The organism is Veillonella parvula (assembly GCF_001553335.1).
GTDB classification, from domain to species: Bacteria; Bacillota; Negativicutes; order Veillonellales; family Veillonellaceae; genus Veillonella; species Veillonella parvula_S.
In genome coordinates this window covers 1-19,174 of the sequence record NZ_KQ960780.1, presented here as the reverse complement: position 1 = coordinate 19,174, position 19,174 = coordinate 1, and the positions used below count along the sequence as shown (strand labels likewise).

General features: G+C 39.5%; 13 protein-coding genes. 12 read left to right on the top strand and 1 reads right to left on the bottom strand.

Features of this window, described 5'->3' with window-relative positions; translation table 11 throughout:
- Nucleotides 1-14: 14 nt before the first annotated feature.
- The 6 genes from smc (at nucleotide 15) to uvrC (ending at nucleotide 12,002) form a co-directional block, all read left to right on the top strand.
- On the top strand, nucleotides 15-3,569 hold the full coding sequence (smc, locus tag HMPREF1865_RS01460; RefSeq protein WP_060918967.1) for a chromosome segregation protein SMC: 3,555 nt from the start codon (nucleotides 15-17) through the stop codon (nucleotides 3,567-3,569).
- The gene (gene ftsY, locus HMPREF1865_RS01455) at nucleotides 3,569-4,504 is read left to right on the top strand and encodes a signal recognition particle-docking protein FtsY (RefSeq protein ID WP_004693455.1); all 936 of its coding nucleotides are present in this window, start codon (nucleotides 3,569-3,571) and stop codon (nucleotides 4,502-4,504) included. Before smc ends, ftsY begins: the two co-directional genes overlap by 1 nt.
- Nucleotides 4,494-4,877 carry a hypothetical protein gene (locus HMPREF1865_RS01450; RefSeq protein ID WP_008600675.1) on the top strand — a complete coding sequence of 128 codons (384 nt, stop codon included), beginning with the start codon at nucleotides 4,494-4,496 and terminating at the stop codon, nucleotides 4,875-4,877. The genes ftsY and HMPREF1865_RS01450 overlap by 11 nt, the downstream gene beginning before the upstream one ends.
- Nucleotides 4,877-7,054 carry an excinuclease ABC subunit UvrB gene (gene uvrB / locus HMPREF1865_RS01445; RefSeq protein ID WP_060918966.1) on the top strand — a complete coding sequence of 726 codons (2,178 nt, stop codon included), beginning with the start codon at nucleotides 4,877-4,879 and terminating at the stop codon, nucleotides 7,052-7,054. Before HMPREF1865_RS01450 ends, uvrB begins: the two co-directional genes overlap by 1 nt.
- Nucleotides 7,055-7,188: 134 nt before the next feature.
- Nucleotides 7,189-10,041, top strand: a complete 2,853-nt coding sequence (uvrA, locus tag HMPREF1865_RS01440) for an excinuclease ABC subunit UvrA (RefSeq protein ID WP_060918965.1) — start codon at nucleotides 7,189-7,191, stop codon at nucleotides 10,039-10,041.
- A gap of 134 nt (nucleotides 10,042-10,175) precedes the next feature.
- Nucleotides 10,176-12,002, top strand: coding sequence for an excinuclease ABC subunit UvrC (gene uvrC / locus HMPREF1865_RS01435; RefSeq protein WP_060918964.1), 1,827 nt, complete (start codon nucleotides 10,176-10,178; stop codon nucleotides 12,000-12,002).
- Nucleotides 12,003-12,056: 54 nt separating this feature from the next.
- Here the strand turns inward: uvrC and HMPREF1865_RS01430 are convergent, their stop codons facing one another.
- Nucleotides 12,057-13,415 carry an MATE family efflux transporter gene (locus HMPREF1865_RS01430; RefSeq protein WP_060918963.1) on the bottom strand — a complete coding sequence of 453 codons (1,359 nt, stop codon included), beginning with the start codon at nucleotides 13,413-13,415 and terminating at the stop codon, nucleotides 12,057-12,059.
- Nucleotides 13,416-13,685: 270 nt separating this feature from the next.
- Here HMPREF1865_RS01430 and HMPREF1865_RS01425 point away from each other — a divergent pair, with 270 nt between their 5' ends.
- The 6 genes from HMPREF1865_RS01425 to tnpA form a co-directional block, all read left to right on the top strand.
- A complete protein-coding gene (locus tag HMPREF1865_RS01425) occupies nucleotides 13,686-14,345 on the top strand; it encodes a TerC family protein (protein WP_060918962.1) in 660 nt (219 codons plus the stop codon).
- Between the two features lie 200 nt (nucleotides 14,346-14,545).
- Entirely contained in the window at nucleotides 14,546-15,214 is a 669-nt protein-coding gene (locus HMPREF1865_RS01420) for a TerC family protein (protein ID WP_060918961.1), read from the top strand.
- Entirely contained in the window at nucleotides 15,214-16,701 is a 1,488-nt protein-coding gene (gene rlmD, locus HMPREF1865_RS01415) for a 23S rRNA (uracil(1939)-C(5))-methyltransferase RlmD (RefSeq protein WP_060918960.1), read from the top strand. Before HMPREF1865_RS01420 ends, rlmD begins: the two co-directional genes overlap by 1 nt.
- A 32-nt stretch (nucleotides 16,702-16,733) precedes the next feature.
- On the top strand, nucleotides 16,734-17,147 hold the full coding sequence (locus HMPREF1865_RS01410; protein ID WP_060918959.1) for a hypothetical protein: 414 nt from the start codon (nucleotides 16,734-16,736) through the stop codon (nucleotides 17,145-17,147).
- A gap of 182 nt (nucleotides 17,148-17,329) precedes the next feature.
- The gene (locus HMPREF1865_RS01405; protein ID WP_081094592.1) at nucleotides 17,330-18,676 is read left to right on the top strand and encodes an anaerobic C4-dicarboxylate transporter; all 1,347 of its coding nucleotides are present in this window, start codon (nucleotides 17,330-17,332) and stop codon (nucleotides 18,674-18,676) included.
- A gap of 227 nt (nucleotides 18,677-18,903) precedes the next feature.
- A partial coding sequence (gene tnpA, locus HMPREF1865_RS01400; protein ID WP_155640498.1) for an IS200/IS605 family transposase occupies nucleotides 18,904-19,174 on the top strand: 271 nt, incomplete at its 3' end.

Genomic DNA, 19,174 nt, shown 5'->3' with positions numbered 1-19,174 from the left:
GAAAGGAGGCAGTCATGCAATTACTTCGGTTGGAATTAAAGGGCTTTAAATCGTTTGCAGATAAGACGGTTGTAAAATTCTCACCAGGAATGACTGCCGTTATTGGTCCTAACGGAAGTGGTAAAAGTAATATTACGGATGCCATGAAATGGGTTTTAGGGGAATCCAATTTTCGTAATTTACGTGGTCAAAAAGCAGAGGATATCATTTTCTCTGGTACGGAAAAGCGCAAACCTATGAGCGCTGCTGAGGTTACTCTTGTATTTGACAATAGTGACCAACAATTAGATTTAGATATGGCAGAGGTGGCTATAACACGCCGTATCTATCGTACTGGTGAAAGTGAGTTTCTCATCAATAAGCGCTCTTGTCGTTTAAAGGACATACATCTTTTACTGGCAGATACCGGTCTTGGTAGAGATTCCATGGCTATTATTGGTCAGAACCGAATTGATGCTATTTTAAATTCTAAACCTGAAGAACGTCGTCTTATCTTTGAAGATGTAGCTGGGATTTCTCGCTTTAAAATTAATAAAGAAGATGCTTTACGTCGTATTGCTAGTACAGACCGTAATATGGAGCGCGTACGGGACGTAATGGCTACCATTGAAGAGCAACTAGGACCTTTGTCTGAAAAAGCGGAAAAGACTAAAAAATATATGACTTTAAGCCGCGCAAAGCGCGATTATGATGGGGCATTAGGCTTTCACAATTATAAGACCTCTGATCGCCTTTTAACACGTTTTGAAAACGATAATATTGCCTTTAAAGATGAAGAAATTGAGCTTCAAACTGAACTGTCTAAATTAGAAGCTCGTCGTCACGAATTGCAATCGTCCTCGTCAAAAGAGCAGGAACAGCTTAAGTTGTGGGAGGCTCAATATACGGAAAAGCAACGTGATGAAGAACGCTTATCTGGTCACTTACGTCTTTTAGAAGAGCAACTAAAAACAGCGCGCCGTGAATTAGATGAAACGTTTATGCGCATTAGCGAGCTAGAGGCTACGCAAAAGGGCGAGGAGCAACAATTGCGAATCTTAAATCAATTGATTCAAGATGAAAGCGCTCAATTAGTAGAAAAAGAGTCTAATCTAGAAGAATTAGAAGCGAGTTACAAAAAGGCTGTTGAAGATGTAAAGACAGAACAAGCTAAGTTTCAATCCTTGCAATCCAATCGAGAGGCTTTTGAGCAACGTCAATTAGAAGTTGTGAGTGCTATTGAAACGGCTAAGGCTAGTATTCGGAGTTTAGAAGCTCGCAAGGTGGAAAGTAAAAATCAATGTTCTATTCTAGAATCTGAAATAGCACAGGTAGATAGTGAACTACAAGTCGCTCGTTCTGAATTTGAAGCGCTAGGTCAAAAGTTTAATGCTTTATCTGCTCAACGACAAGCCCTCGTTGATGATGCTAAGGATGCGGCTATGAAAGCGCGTGAAGAGCGTAAGGAATTACAAAAGCTGCGCACTCAAGAACAACGTGCAAAAGGTCGATTAGAACTTTTAGCACAGTGGGAGGAACAGCACGAAGGTTACTTAGAAGGCACAAAGAACATCCTCAATGGTAAAGGTTTTTGGCGCGAACAGATCACGGGCGCTGTTGGCGATCTCTTTACGGTAGAGGACAAATATACTACGGCTATCGAAACGGCCTTAGGAGGAAGTGTTAACCATGTTGTGACTACTACAGCTCGTGCTGCTGCAGAGGGTGTCAATTATTTGAAATCTATCCAAGGTGGTCGCGTAACCTTTTTGCCGATGGATTCTGTTAAAGGTAAACCATATGATACACCGGCTTTACATGAAAGCTGTGTATTAGGCACTGCTGTTGATTGTATTTCCTTTGATAATAAGTACGCCCATATCTTCCAATACTTATTGGGTCGCACCTTGGTAGTATCTTCCATGGATGATGCCATTGGATTACAGAAAAAATACAATCAGCAATTGCGCATCGTAACTCTTACGGGGGAACAATTTCAACCTGGTGGTTCTTTAACCGGTGGTGCCACAAAGCGCAAGCGTGCTTCTGTATTGAGCCGCAAGGAAGAGGCTGCTAGTCTTGAACAAGAACTGGTACAAATTGAAGGACAAATTCGCTCCTTAATAGCCAACTTAGAACGCCTTGAGAAACGGGTTGAAGAAGCTGAAAAGGAACAAGCGACTCTTGATGAAAGCTATCAGCATACGAACTTACTCTATGTGGCTAGCGAAACAAAGGTACAAAATATACAAAATCAGCTGGATCGTAAGAAACGTGTTCTCCATGAAGAAGAGCAACGTTTAGTACAAATTGATATTGATTTGGCTACTACAACAGCTAACTTGAAAGAACAAGAAACAGCATTAGCTTCCTTGCAAGAGGATCATGGTGTGGATGGTAATCAAGGGACGTTGATGGATCGATTAACTGTGTTGCAAAAGGTGCAACAAGAGGCGTATGAAGCTTTCACGGAAGCTCGCCTTACTTGTGATACCTTGCGACATACCATTCAGGAACGGGAATCACAACGTGAACAGCGTAATCAGTCTATTTCTAGTATTATTGAGCGCTTAACACCACTTCGTAATTTGTTAGTTAGTACTACACAACGCTATGAAAAGGAAATACCTAAGGCTCAGGAAGTGGCAGAACAAGAGTTGACCTCTGCTACGGCTGAGGTTGAACGATTACGTGCTCTTCGTGATGAAGCCTATAATAAAACATCTACAGGTCGCGAAGAAATGGAATCTATCCTCAGTGAGCAAGACCGATTGAATCAACGCTATAAAGTGGTGCAAGGTCGCCTTGTTGATATGGAAGGTAAAATTACACGTCATCGCATGGACTGTGAGCGCTTTGTAGAAGAATTACAAGAGCTAGGCTTTACTTTGGAAGATGCTCAAGTCCTTCGCATTGAAGGCTCTGTTAACGATTGGAAGGATGAGCAAGCTCGTTTGATGGCCGAAATTGCCGAATTGGGTCCAGTCAATCCAAATGCCGTTGAGGAATACGAAGAGACTAAAGAACGCTATGATTTCTTAACCACACAATTAGCTGATTTAGATACGGCAAAGGCGCAATTACAGGCGGTTATTGCCGAAATGGATAAGGCTATGAGTACACAGCTATACGATGTATTGGATGTGGTAGGCCGTAGATTCCAAGAAGTATTCAGCCAGTTGTTTGGTGGCGGTACTGCGCAAATTGTACTTACTGATCCAGATAATATTTTGACGGGTGGTATCGACTTCTACATTCAACCACCAGGGAAAAAGCGTCAACAATTGACACTCTTATCGGGTGGCGAGCGTGCTCTTACGGTTATCGCTTTATTGTTCTCATTCCTCAACTATCGTCCAGCTCCGTTCTGTGTGCTTGACGAAGTTGACGCGGCGCTTGATGAAGCCAATGTTGAGCGATTTAGCTCTTACTTAAATCGAATAAATAAAGAAACACAATTTATCGTTGTATCTCACCGTAAAAAGACGATGGAAGCTGCCGAAGTACTACAAGGGGTAACCATGGTGGAACGCGGTGTATCGCGATTATTAACAGTAGCATTTGAAGATGTGAAGGAGGATCTAGCATAATGGCATTTGGATTCTTTGATAGAATTAAAGACGGTTTAGAGAAAACTCGTAAGTCTTTTGTAAAAAATGTAGAAAGCATCGTTATTGGTTATGCGCAAATCGATGATGATTTCTTAGATGATTTAGAAGCAGTTATGCTTACTAGTGATCTAGGTCCTAAGACGACAGAATACTTGATGAAAGAAATTCGTCGTGGTGTAACAGAAGGTATCATCAATCATACTGGTGATGTAATGCCGTTTATGGAAGATCGCATCACGGAAATGCTCATCGATCAAGAAGATGAAATTACTTTGCACCATCCTGAGGTCATCCTTGTAGTTGGTGTAAATGGTGTTGGTAAAACAACGACAATCGCTAAATTGGCTAACTATTATACTAAAGAAGGTAAAAAGGTTATCATTGCTGCAGGCGATACATTCCGTGCCGCTGCAGCTGACCAATTATCCATTTGGGCTGATCGCGTTGGTGTGCCGATTGTTAAACATAAAGAAGGCGCAGACCCTGCTGCCGTTGTATATGATGCAATGGAAGCTGCGAAAGCTCGTAATGCAGACCTTGTTATTGTAGATACGGCTGGTCGTCTACATACTAAGGTTAACCTTATGGAAGAGCTTAAAAAGATGGGGCGCGTAGCGAATAACCACGTAGAAGGTGCGCCGCATCAAACATTGCTCGTTTTAGATGGTACTACGGGTCAAAATGCAGTAAGCCAAGCTAAATTATTTGGTCAAGCTGTACCAGTAAATGGTATTGTAGTAACTAAACTAGATGGTACGGCAAAAGGCGGCGTAGTTATCTCTATTAAAGAGGAACTGGGCGTACCCGTACGCTGGATTGGCGTTGGCGAAGGTATGGATGACTTGCGTCCATTTAATGCAAAAGAATTTGCTAATGCACTATTTAATAAAGGAATGATTCAAGGTGACAAATAAATATAACCGGGAATTCTTACTTGAATATGTAGAATCTGAAAATAAAAAAAATGAATGTAATGTTAGCCTAGAAAATATGAATAAGATAGTTAGCTTAATCGAGTACTTCGGTATTGAACTATATCGCCCCATTACGAGATTGCTACTTTCAAACTGGGAAGAAATTACAGAACGTATTAATAACTATACTGAATCAGATTGGATGATGGCTGATGAAATCCAGAAGACCACACCTACACTAGATCGCTTTTCTATTGCTATGCTCATCGAAGTCTTAGAAGGTGAGGATACGTTGAATCAAGCGGAAAATGTAGGTCGTCGTTTGACGGATGAAGAAATGAAAGCCATCCGTAAACATCAGGATGAACAGTAATGAAGCATAGTACATATAATTACGAGGGGGGCCAACCATTTAAAGTGGAGGCGCCCTTTACGCCTACAGGTGACCAACCTACCGCGATTCAATCTTTAACAGAAGGTATTGAACGTGGTGAATGGGCGCAAGTTTTGCTCGGTGCCACTGGTACTGGTAAGACTTTTACAATGGCTAAGGTTATTGAAGCAGTTCAAAAGCCGACCTTGATCATTGCTCATAATAAAACCTTGGCGGCTCAATTATGTAGTGAATTTAAAAGTTTCTTTCCAAATAATGCGGTAGAATACTTTGTATCTTACTACGATTTTTATCAACCGGAGGCCTATATTCCTTCTAGTGATACATATATCGAGAAGGATGCGTCTATTAATGATGAAATCGATAAACTGCGACATAGTGCTACGATGAGCCTTTTTGAGCGCCGCGATGTCATTATCGTTGCCTCTGTTAGCTGTATTTATGGCTTAGGTGACCCTGAGGACTATTCTGATCTTGTATTGTCCTTGCGCTTAGGTCAAACTAAATCGCGCGATGAAATCTTATCTAAACTCGTAGATATTCAATATACGAGAAATGATATGAACTTTATCCGCGGTACCTTCCGTGTACAAGGGGATACAATTGATATTTTCCCTGCCGCTTATAGTGAAAGAGCCATTCGTGTGGAGCTCTTTGGTGATGAAATCGACCGCCTCGTAGAGGTAGATTCCTTGACGGGTGAAGTTATTGCGGAAAGAAAACACGTTGCTGTCTATCCAGCATCTCACTATGTAACGACGAAAGAGAAGATGAATATTGCTGTAGAGCGTATTGAAGCCGAATTAGATGAGCAGTTGGCGAAGTTAAAAGCTGCTGACCGTCTATTGGAGGCTCAGCGCTTAGAACAGCGTACCCGTTACGATATAGAAATGATGCAAGAAATGGGCTATTGCTCGGGCATCGAAAACTATTCCCGTCATATGTCTGAACGTAAGGCTGGAGAAGCACCGTTTACATTGATTGATTATTTCCCAGATGATTTCCTCATCATGGTGGACGAATCGCATGTGACGATGCCTCAAATTCGTGCTATGTATAATGGTGACCGTGCCCGTAAAGAATCTCTTATCGAATACGGTTTCCGTCTTCCTTCTGCATTAGATAATAGACCTCTTCAATTCGATGAATTTGTAGAGCGTATCAATCAAATTGTATACGTATCGGCTACACCTGGCCCATACGAAATGGAAGTAGAAACGAATATTGCAGAGCAAATCATTCGTCCTACGGGCCTATTAGATCCATCTATAGAAATTCGTCCTATTAAGGGGCAAATGGATGACTTGCTTGGAGAAATTCACAAACGAGCTGCCAAGAATGAACGGGTTCTTGTTACGACATTGACGAAGAAGATGGCTGAGGACTTAACGGAATTCTTGAAGGAAATGGGCGTACGAGTTCGTTACCTTCATTCCGATATTGTTACTATTGAGCGGGCTGAAATCATTCGTGATTTGCGGGCTGGCGTATTCGATGTATTAGTTGGTATTAACTTGCTTCGTGAAGGTCTCGATATGCCAGAGGTTTCCTTGGTTGCTATCTTAGATGCGGATAAGGAAGGTTTCTTGCGTTCCGATACGGCCATGATTCAAACTATAGGTCGTGCGGCTCGTAATGTGAATGGTCATGTTATCATGTACGCAGATCGTGTAACAGGTTCTATGCAACGAGCTATCGATGAAACCGATCGTCGTCGTGCCGTGCAAGAGGCTTATAATATTGAACATAATATCACGCCTAAATCTGTATCTAAAGATGTAAAAGAGCTTATCGAATTAACGAAAATCGAAGAAGATATGGTTACCGATGGAAAGGGACTTTCACCGAAAAAAGGAAAACAAAAAAAATCCTCAGAGGGCATGGACCATGGACACGAATCATATGTTCAAGATACATCAGCACCTAAGGTGGCAGATATAACACCGGAAGAATTGTACAATAAGATTGAAGAGCTAGATCGTCAAATGAAGGTCGCTGCCAAGCAGCTTGAATTTGAATCCGCTGCTAAATTACGTGATCAATTGGGCGTATTACGTCAACAATGGTCCGATATGCATAGTGCAGGAGATAGCAAGTTGAAGAAGCCTGCTTCTACCAAATCTAGAAAGCGGACGAGTCCAAAAAGTAAATCTTAAGAGCAATTTTAAAAGATTGTAAGAAAACACATAGATTATATAGACTATATGTGCGATAATATACATATATTATTTCATGTTAGTAATCGGAGAGATGATGCCGTTTGGTATCATCTCTTTAAATAGGAAAGATAATGAAAGATCAATTGATTGTAAAAGGTGCGCGTCAGCATAACCTAAAAAATATTGATATATCCTTGCCACGTGATCAGTTTATCGTCTTAACTGGCCTCAGTGGTTCTGGTAAATCATCCCTAGCATTTGATACGATTTACGCAGAAGGACAACGACGTTATGTTGAGTCCCTGTCTGCGTATGCACGTCAATTTTTGGGACAAATGGATAAACCCGATGTCGATTATATTGAAGGTTTATCTCCAGCTATTTCTATCGACCAAAAGACGACGAGTCGCAACCCTCGTTCTACGGTTGGTACCGTAACGGAGATTTACGACTATTTACGTCTCTTATTTGCACGCGTAGGTCATGCACACTGTCCAGAATGTGGTAAGCCTATTACCCAGCAAACAATACAACAAATGACCGACGATGTAATGAGCTTTCCCGAAGGTACAAAGGTTTTAGTGCTAGCCCCTATGATTCAAGGTAAAAAAGGGGAACATAAATCGGTGTTTGAACAACTTCGCAAAGAAGGCTTTGTTCGTGCTCGAGTAGACGGTGTAGTGCGTACCTTGGACGAAGAAATTGTATTAGAGAAAAATAAGAAGCATTCCATCGATATCGTTGTGGACCGTCTCGTTGTAAAAGAAGGCATTGAATCTCGGTTGGCTGACTCTATGGAGACCGCTTCAAAATGGGCAGAAGGCATCGTTGTGATTCAAGAGGTAGACGGAACTGAACACATGTATAGCCAACATTTTGCGTGCCCAGATTGTCATATTTCATTACCTAAAATTGAACCGCGTATGTTCTCTTTTAATAGTCCGTTTGGTGCGTGTCCATCTTGTTTAGGGATTGGTTCTACTATGGAGGTTGATGAGGAGCGCGTTATTCCAGATGGATCTATTAGCTTTGCCGATGGTTGCGTGCAAGCCTTGAGCTCCAATCCTAATGCTTGGTTTATGCGTCAAGTAGAAGGTCTATTAAAAGCTAATGGATATTCCTTAGACTCCACCTATGATGAATTGCCGAAAGCATTACAGAAAAAGGTGATGTACGGTACGACGGATAAGGTAAGTTTCACCTATGAAAATATGAGAGGTGAGATAAAGGAATTCTTTACTGAGTACGAAGGTATTTTACCGATGGTTAAGCGCCGTCATAGTGAAGCCTCTACAGACTCTATGCGTGAAGAATTTGAAAAGTTTATGTCTATTAAGCCGTGTACTACATGTCATGGGGCTCGTCTTAAACCTGAAGTATTAGCTATTACTGTAGGGGATAAGAATATCAACGAAGTAACGCAGTTAACTATTAAAGAAGCACTCGATTTCTTTGGTAATCTACAGTTAACTGAACGTGAACAAGTGATTGGTGCTCAAATTTTAAAGGAAATCAATGCTCGTCTAGGTTTCCTTAATAATGTAGGTCTCGATTACCTAACAATGAACCGTAGTGCAGGCACATTATCTGGTGGTGAAGCACAGCGTATTCGTCTAGCTACGCAAATCGGCTCTGGTTTGGTAGGTGTATTGTACATCCTAGACGAACCGTCCATAGGTCTACATCAACGAGATAATGATCGACTTATCGATACCTTAAAAGGCTTGCGGGACTTAGGTAATACCTTGCTCGTTGTAGAACACGACGAAGATACGATGCGTGCGGCTGACTATCTCGTGGACATTGGTCCAGGTGCAGGTGAGCATGGCGGTCAAATTATTGCCGCTGGTTCTGTTGACGAAGTTATGAAGGTAAAAGACTCTATTACTGGTCAGTATTTGAGTGGTCGTAAATTTATCGCTCTTCCGGAAGAACGCCGTAAACCAGGTAAGAACTGCATTGAAATTCGCGGTGCTAAGGAAAACAATTTACAAAATGTAAATGTAAAATTTCCTATTGGCTTGTTTAATGTTGTTACTGGTGTCAGCGGTTCTGGTAAGTCTACCTTAATCAATGAAATCCTTTATAAAGGATTAGCCAATCAGTTGTATCGTTCTTATCATAAGGTAGGAGCTCATAAAGAGATTCGAGGCATTGAACATATTGATAAAATCATCAATATTGATCAAAGCCCTATTGGACGTACACCTCGTTCCAATCCAGCTACATATACAGGTGTATTTGATGCAATTCGTGAACTATATAGTCAAACGCCAGAAGCTAAGATGCGCGGTTATAAACAAGGTCGTTTTAGCTTTAACGTAAAAGGCGGTCGATGTGAGGCTTGTCGTGGTGATGGTATTATCAAGATTGAAATGCATTTCCTTCCAGATGTATACGTGCCTTGTGAAGTCTGCAAAGGAGCGCGATATAATCGTGAAACCTTGGAGGTTAAATATAAAGGAAAATCTATTGCTGATGTATTAGATATGACAGTTGATGATGCTGTAGAATTTTTTAGTGCGATTCCTAAGATCAATCGTAAGATGGTTACTCTTCAAGAGGTTGGCCTTGGGTATATCCGTTTAGGTCAGGCGGCTACTACATTATCTGGTGGTGAGGCTCAACGGGTTAAATTAGCTACAGAACTAGCGCGTCGTAGCACCGGTAAAACGCTATACATCCTCGATGAGCCTACTACAGGTCTTCATGCTGAAGATATTCGTAAGTTGTTACATGTATTGCAACAACTTGTAGAGGGCGGAGATACAGTTATCGTTATCGAACATAATTTAGATGTTATTAAGATGGCTGATTACATTATTGATCTTGGTCCTGAAGGTGGTAATCGCGGTGGCACTATTGTGGCAACTGGTACGCCTGAGGAAATTGTTAAGGTGAAAGAAAGCTATACTGGCAAATTCTTAGGTCCTGTATTGGAACAGACTAAGAAATTTATGAAAGCAGTGAAGCATAAGAAATAAAATAGTACATATATTTAAGTTTCCATAAAAGAAAAATCATAAAGAGAATAGACTACATCCTTCAACTCATAAAGGGCATTATTTAAAGAAGTGTGTAAGCTATTCTCTTGTAATCTGCAAGGAAAGGAGGAAATATGCCGTCTGAAGAATTACTGGAAAAGGTCAGTCATCTGCCAACGACGCCAGGTGTCTATCTATGGCGCGATCAATATAACCGCATCATCTATGTAGGTAAGGCTATTAATTTGCGCAACCGTGTGCGTTCCTATGTACGTAATGATGCGAATCGGGCACCAAAGGTAACGGCCATGATGAAACGTGCCGTCGATGTGGAAGTCATTCAAACAAAGACGGAAATGGAAGCACTTATCTTAGAAAATACGCTTATCAAGGAGCATGAACCTAAATATAATATTAGGCTCCGCGATGATAAGACGTACCCCTATGTCAAAATCTCAGTGCAAGAAGACTATCCTCGTGTATATATGACGCGCCGTCTTGAACGAGATGGGGCTAAGTATTTTGGCCCTTTTACAGACGTTACATCCGTCCATGTGGTACTGAAATTAATACGCCAGTACTATCCATTGCGTACCTGTAAGTCTATGAAGGTAGAACGCCCGTGCTTGCAGTATCATATGCATTACTGCGAGGCACCGTGTTTTAACAAAATATCTGTACCGGATTATCGGAAGTATATTGACGAAATTATAGAACTTTTTGAAGGCAAACCTATACCATTGCTAAAGGAAATTAAATCAAAGATGGAAACTGCTGCAGAAGATTTGCGCTTTGAAGATGCGGCACGGTATCGTGATCAATTATCTAGTATTGAAAAGATACAAGAAAAGCAACGCATGGTTACTCAACGTGGCGATTTAGACGTATTAGGGTTAGTTGTAGATACATCGATGGCCTGTGTGCAGTTGCTATTCATCCGCGGTGGTCGTCTGTTAGGCCGTGAAAATTACTTTGTGCAACATGATGGAGATAGTCCAGAAACGATTATGACGGACTTTATCAAGCAATACTATGGAGATACAAACTTTATCCCTAAAGAGTTACTACTACCTATGGAGAGTACAGATAGGGACTTATTAACGGAATGGTTTACACAGCTCAAAGGCCAACATGTAGATGTATCTGTGCCACAACGTGGCTATAAGATGGATATGATTAAGATGGCTCATGAAAATGCGGAAACTTTCCTTGAAGAACGTCGTCGTCAGTGGCAGCACCAAATCGATAAGACTGGCGGAGCGGTTAAGAAGTTAGCCGAAATTCTCGACTTACCACGTTTACCTGAACGTATGGAGTGTTTTGATATATCTCATACACAAGGGGCTGAAACGGTAGCTTCCATGGTTGTTTTTGAAGGTGGCAAGCCTGCGAAGAAGGAATATCGCCGCTTTAAATTGAAAACCACACAGGGTAAGCCAGATGATTTTAAATCGATGGCAGAAATCATGGAACGACGCTACGGTAATGAAACAGACTGGCCTATGCCGGACCTTATTATCATCGATGGAGGTAAAGGTCAGCTCAATGCGGCTTTGCCGTTAATCCGTGCCGTTGGTGTTACAGATGTGCCTGTCATTTCCTTGGCTAAACGTATTGAAGAGGTCTTTGTAGAGGGGCAATCTGAAAGTATCATCTTGAGTCATCACACGCCGGAACTTCAATTACTTCAACAAATTCGTGATGAAGCGCATCGTTTTGCTATTACTTATCACCGTAAGTTGCGGGGCAAGCGAAATCTTGAATCTATTCTAGATCATATTGAAGGCATCGGTCCTAAACGCCGTAAGGCATTATGGGCTCACTTTAATAGTTTAGAGGCCATGAAAGCGGCATCTATTGATGAACTTGCAAAAGTAGAATCTATGAATTATAAGACGGCAGAAACACTATATAATTTCTTTCGTATGTCCAAAGTAGAGAAACAAGAGGCTTTAAAATAAAAAAGCACCTATTGATGTTTTACACTGATGTGTAATATTCAATAGGTGCTTTTATTATTTTGTAATAGCTCTAGGTTTGTAATGTTGTATATAGTATGTGCGAAGTGTAAATAATATACCCGCAACTACTACGCTAACCAACAAACCAATCCATACGCCAAATGGTCCATAATTAGGATTTTTAGCAAGGGTATAAGCCGTTGGGAAACATACACCCCAATAAGAAATGAGTGAGATGTAAAGAACTACTTTTACATCTTTGTAGGCTCTTAGAATACCTTGTAATGGAGTACCTATGGCATCGATGGCAGCAAAAAATACGCCATACCCAAGGAAGTGATAAATAAGCTCATATACTTCATCATCATTGGTGAATAGATCAGCAATATTATCCATATGGGTGAACGTAAAGGCGCATATGAGAATGGCTATGATGATGGCCAATACACGAGAAATATAAGAGTATTGGATCGCTTCCTTTTTTCGCCCTGCACCGAGTTCATAAGCAACGGCAATGGTAGAGGCCATGGCAATACTTAATGGCAAGCAATAGAATACATTAGTAAAGGAAATTACTGATTGGTGGGCTGCTACTACAGCAGAACCAAAATGAACCATTAAGAGACCAGCAATGCTAAAGATACTAGCTTCAAAGAAGATGGAGAAGCCAATGGGAATACCAACTTGTAATTGTTCACGGATATAGTGGAAATTCGGGCTATGGAAATCTTTATAGATGTGATAGCCTTTTAACTTAGGATGCAATAGAATGACTAAGCTAAATAGAATGAAGTTCGTCCAACAAGCTCCGGCAATACCGTAGCCAGCACCAACACCACCAATTTCAGGAAAACCATAATGACCAAAGATGAGTGCGTAATTTAAGAATACGTTAATCACAAAGCTTGTAAAGACGATGGCCATGGAATAATGTGTTAGTCCGTGAGAATCGACTGTGTTACGCAAAGTATTTACCCAGAGTAATGGGAATAAACCAAGTGCAAAGGCTTTCAGATAACTAATACATACCTCGGCGGCAGCCGGTTCAAGATTTAAATATGTCAATAAAGGACGTAAGCCGAATATACCGATTAGTAAAATTAAAAATGCTAGTCCTGTACCGATAAAAAGGCCTTGATGAAAGATTATTGGAATATCATCAGTTTTCTTAGCTCCTAATAGTTGAGAAATAATTGGCGTGATACCCATTAATGTACCTTGTGCAAAGATATAGAAGAGGAGCCACAAATTATATCCCGTAGCGACACCAGCTAAATCAGTCGTACTATATTGCCCCGTTAAAAAGATGGCGATGAATGTCGCCCCAATCAGGGAAAATTGAGTGATGCACATTGGAGTAAATAGTTTTATGAACAACCATAATTTTTGCAGTATAGAATATGTTTGATACATACTAACCTCCCTAGTAACGATATACTATACCATACCATAAAGTAGTTTAATTTAATAGCCAAAACCTAAGAAAAAAAGGAATTAAATATATAAAAATAAAGAGCCCATATTATGATTATGTAAGGGTAGAAATACAGTTATATAAACTACCTTATTTAATAAGAAAGAATTATGATAAAAACGTATATATATGTTGATAATTGAATTTTACACTACCTTACTATATCGATTATAATATATACACTGTTATTTTATTCTAAGGAGGATACATTGGACATCTTAACTGTACAAGGATTATTGGCGATGCTTCAAATCATCGTTATTGATATTTTATTAGCTGGTGATAATGCTATCGTTATTGGTATGGCGGCTCGCAACTTACCCTCACATTTACAGAAAAAAGCGATTTTCTGGGGCACAGCTGGCGCCATTATTTTACGCCTTGTTATGGCATTCCTTTTTGTAGAGGCATTGAACAATATTCCTGCTCTTCGTTTAGTAGGTGGTATCCTTCTTTTATGGATCGGTTACAAGCTTGTTGTTGATGATGATAGCGAGCATAATATTGAGGCTAAAGACAACTTGCGCGCTGCTATCATGACCATTGTTATTGCAGATGGAATTATGGGTATTGATAATGTTATTGGTGTAGTTGGTGCCGCTGGTGGTGATATGACATTAGTTGCTATCGGTATGCTTATTACAGTACCTATTATCATTTATGGTAGTACTTTATTTGTAAAAGTTATCGAACGTTTTCCAATCATCCTTTATGTTGGTGGAGGTATTCTCGCCTGGGTAGGTGCAGCGATGAGTGTGGAAGATAAATTAATTTCACATACCGTAGAACCGTATGCATTACTCATCAAAGTTGGAGCCTTTATCCTCGTAGTAGGGGCATCTTTGTTAGTAAAGAAACTTAAAAAATAATGTAATATATCTCTTCTTCTAGTCATAGGAGGAGAGATATTTTTTTGTAAAAGTATAGTTATTATAAAGAATCTCATAGGCTAATCTTAAGAATAACTGTGGTAGTCTAAGTGCTTTCTTTTAGATGAGAAAATAGAGAATTTGTGGTATAGTTAATGGATAGTTATAGAATTAGTAGAGTGAATTGAGGTAAGTATAGAATGGAATTTTTAGAAGCTGCAACGTGGATAACGATTAGTAAAATTATTTTGATCGATATTTTATTGGCAGGAGATAATGCCGTTGTTATTGGTATGGCAGCGGGTAAATTGGCACCAGAATTACAAAAGAAAGCTGTTATCTGGGGTACAGTAGGGGCTATTGGGATGCGCCTTGTATTTGCCACTCTTTTAGTGGAAGCACTTACTTTAATTCCTCTTATTCACTTAGGTGGTGGCCTTGTACTTGTATGGATTGCCATTCAACTCTTAAAAGGTGGAGATGAAGAGGCACATATCGAAGCTAAGAATTCCTTAATGGGAGCCATTTGGACAATCATTGTGGCTGATGCGATGATGAGTATCGATAATGTAATTGGTGTAGTTGGTGCCGCTAAAGGACATTTAGAGCTCGTTATTGTTGGTATGTTGATTACTGTTCCAATCATTGTGTTCTGCTCTACACTATTTGCTCGTATCATCAATAAGTTTCCTGTCATTCTTTGGGCTGGTGGTGCGTTATTAGGTTGGGTTGCTGGTGAAATGATTGTGGAAGATTCACTTCTTATGCCATATATTCAAGGTGAAGAATTACTCGTGAAATTTGGCACTGTATTTTTTGTACTTATCGTAACTGGCATGATTAAAATTTGGAAGAAAAGAGATTCGTAATGAACGGTACAAGTCGTACATCTCGTAAGAAAAAATCTAAACAACAACGTAGAAACGGTAATTGTGCGAATACAGGTCAATCAGTTATTAGTACATTATCTAAGAAGCAACAGGCCATACTCAATGCTCCAGTTAAGTTAGGTGATGAAGTATTAGTTGCTATTCATGGTATCGGTAGTAGTGGTGAAGGGGTAGGTCGTGTAGAGGATTTTACAGTCTTTGTTCCCTTTGCCTTGCCTGGGGAAACCGTGAAAGTATCCATCAATATGGTGAAAAAGACTTATGCTACAGGACGACTATTAGAAATTGTTTCCATTGCTCCTAATCGTATCGATCCGCGCTGTGATCTCTATGGCTTTTGTGGTGGATGTCAGTTGCAACACATTACCTATGAAGGACAGCTTTCACTAAAAACACAAAAGGTGAAGGACGTTATCGAACGCATTGGTCATCAAAATTCAGAACTTGTAAAACCAGCATTGGGACCTAAAGAACCATGGGCGTATCGTAATAAGATGCAAATGCCTGTGGGTGGGACTAAAGGGAATATTCAAATGGGATTCTATGCGATGGGATCACATGATATCGTACAAGGTACGAATTGTCCCATTCAAGATGAAGGTAATAATATCATTGCTCAAGCTTGCTACCAAATTGCTAAAGAATTTGATATTGAGCCTTATGATGAACATACTGGTAAAGGTGTGCTACGTCATGTAATCGGTCGCATTGGACAATCTGGATGGATGATTATCCTTGTAACCGCGACAGAACACTTGCCACATCAAGAGAAGTGGGTTGAAAAATTAACTGAACGAGTTCCCCAAGTGGAAACCATTGTTCATAACGTAAATGGGAAGCGTACTAATGTTATATTAGGGCGTAAAAATAGTGTTCTCTATGGGGATGGAACGATTACAGACCATATAAAGGACTTACAATTTACCTTATCTCCACACTCCTTTTTCCAAGTTAATCCTGAACAAACTACGGTGCTTTATGATCAAGCATTAAAGTATGCAGACCTAAAAGGAAACGAAACCGTTATCGATGCGTACTGTGGTACTGGTACTATTTCACTGTTCTTAGCTCATAAAGCAAAACATGTTATCGGTATAGAAATCGTAGAACCAGCGATTATCAATGCTCGTGAAAATGCACGACACAATGGCTATGATAATACAGAGTTTATCGTCGCCGATGCGGCCGTGGAAATGCCAAAACTCTATAAAGCAGGTGTACGACCAGATGTTATCGTATTCGATCCAATCCGGGCGGGCTGTAAAGAAGAAGTATTAACTTCTGCGGCTGGTATGGAACCTAAACGCATTGTTTATGTATCCTGTAATCCTGCAACCATGGCACGAGACATTGAAATCCTCACACACTATGGGTATGAACTACAAGAAGTACAACCAGTAGATATGTTCCCAATGACAGCGCATGTCGAAGCAGTGGCTTTGCTCACTAGGAACGAAGAGACGTAGTACGCATAAGTATTATATATGAGGTAATCACTATGGCAACTTCTAATATGAAGGTCACTATTTTATGCCCTATAGAAATTGTGTGGGATACAGTGACTAATCTAAACGATTTTTCCTGGAGAAGCGATTTAAAGGCAGTAAAAATTATAGATGAGCATAACTTTATAGAGATTGCCAAGAATGGAATCGAAACTTATTTTAGAATTACAGAATGTACTAAATACCAGTCATGGATATTTGAGATAGACAATAAAAATATTAAGGGGACTTGGATTGGAACATTCTACTCAAAGGGTGATAAAACGATTCTGGATTTTACTGAAAATGTTGTCTCTAAAAAAATAATATTTAAACCATTTATAAGCTTTTATTTAAAACGACAACAAAAAATATATTTTAGAGATTTAAAAGTGAAACTAAATTGTAAAGAAGGTAGTTTTATTTAGCGCGCGCTAAATAAATATAATCATATATACTAGAAATAATAATAATTTTAGTAATAATAAAAAAAAATCATTATTATAACTTATTAATTTGGATTATTTTATCTATTATTTTTCTTAATAGTGACATATAATATAATTGATTTGTATTATTATGTATGGTTTTGAAAGGATTGATAAGTTTCATGATTATTTTATTAGGTTTTATTGTTTTATTAGCCTGCTTAATTGTAGGTGTTAGATATGGCGGCCTAGGACTTGCTGCTATATCAGGTTTAGGGCTTGCCTTTTTTGTATTCATAATTGGTTTAGTTCCAGGAAAACCGCCTATTGATGTAATGTTGACTATTATGGCGGTAGTTACATGCTCTGGTTTTTTACAAGCCTCTAAAGGTTTAGATGTAATGTTAGTTTATGCAGAAAAACTTCTACGTAAAAATCCGAAGCAGATTACAATTTTAGCACCTATAACAACTTGGTTTTTGACTGTTCTTTGCGGTACAGGTCACGTTGTATATACAATGTTCCCAATTATTTATGATATTGCAATTAAAGAAGGTATTCGTCCAGAGCGACCTATGGCTGTATCATCAATTGCTTCTCAAATGGGGGTATGTGCTTCACCGGCATCCGTTGCAGTCGTATCCGTTGTTGCTATGTTAGTAGCGGCTAACTTCCCAGCTAGTGTAGTAACAATCTTGGCAATTACAATTCCAGCTACTTTCTGTGGTGTTATTGTTGCTGGTATTTGGAGCATGCGTCGTGGCAAAGATCTTGCAAATGATCCAGACTTTCAAGAACGTATTAAAAATCCTGAGCAACGTGCGTACATTTATGAAGAAAATAAAGAAGCAAGTGTTAAAACTGAACTTCCACGTACTGCATATTGGGCAACAACAATTTTTCTACTAGGTATTCTTATTATTGCTCTCTTTGGTAGTTTCCCTGAACAATTGTTACCACTTGTTCCAAATGCTAAAGGCGTATGGAAACCATTATCCATGACACCAACTATTCAAATTTCTATGCTTGTAATTGCTGCGATTATTCTTCTTGTGTGCAAGGTAAAAGTTAGTGATGTAACGAATGGTTCTGTATTTAAATCTGGTATGATTGCAGTTATCTCTGTTTATGGTGTAGCTTGGATGGCAGAAACATATTTCGGTGCTTACATTCCACAATTTAAAACTACATTGTCTGGCATTGTTGTAGCGTATCCATGGACATATGCTTTTGTGCTATTCTTGATTTCTAAACTGGTAAACTCGCAAGCGGCAGCACTTGCTATTGTAGTGCCAATGGGCCTTAGTGTTGGAGTAGATCCTCTCATTATTTTATCCTTTGTGCCAGCTTGTTATGCTTACTTTATTTTACCAACGTATCCATCAGACCTTGCATGTATCGGATTTGACCGTTCTGGTACAACGCGCATTGGTAAGTTCGTAATCAACCACAGCTTTATACTACCTGGTTGTATTGGTGTATTCACAAGCTGTGTAGTAGGTTACTTTATTGCTCATGCAATGTTCTAAGAGATAGTTAGAACATAAAATATACTATAACAAAATTTATATAGTAAAACTAAACGGTGCAGCTCTTGCCTGCACCGTTTTATTATTGTACGCCGAATAGGCATGACTAAACCCCCAGTTAAACTGGGGGTCAGTAAAAATTCTTAGAGAAAAGGAAAGAACCTCCTAGTGCTAGAATGGAGTTGGTCTGGCAACCACAACATTTCAACATAGGAGGTTCAATGTCAATGAATGACGTAAAAAGCTTATCACATAGTAAATGGAGATGTAAATATCATATTGTTTTTGCACCAAAGTATAGAAGACAAATAATTTATGGTCGGATAAAAGCTGATGTAGGTAAAATATTAAGAGATTTATGTAATAGAAAAAATGTAGAGATTATAGAGGCAGAATGCTGTCTGGATCATATTCATATGCTAGTAACGATTCCAGCACATTTAAGCGTATCAAGTTTTATGGGATATTTAAAAAGCAAAAGTAGCCTCATGATATTCG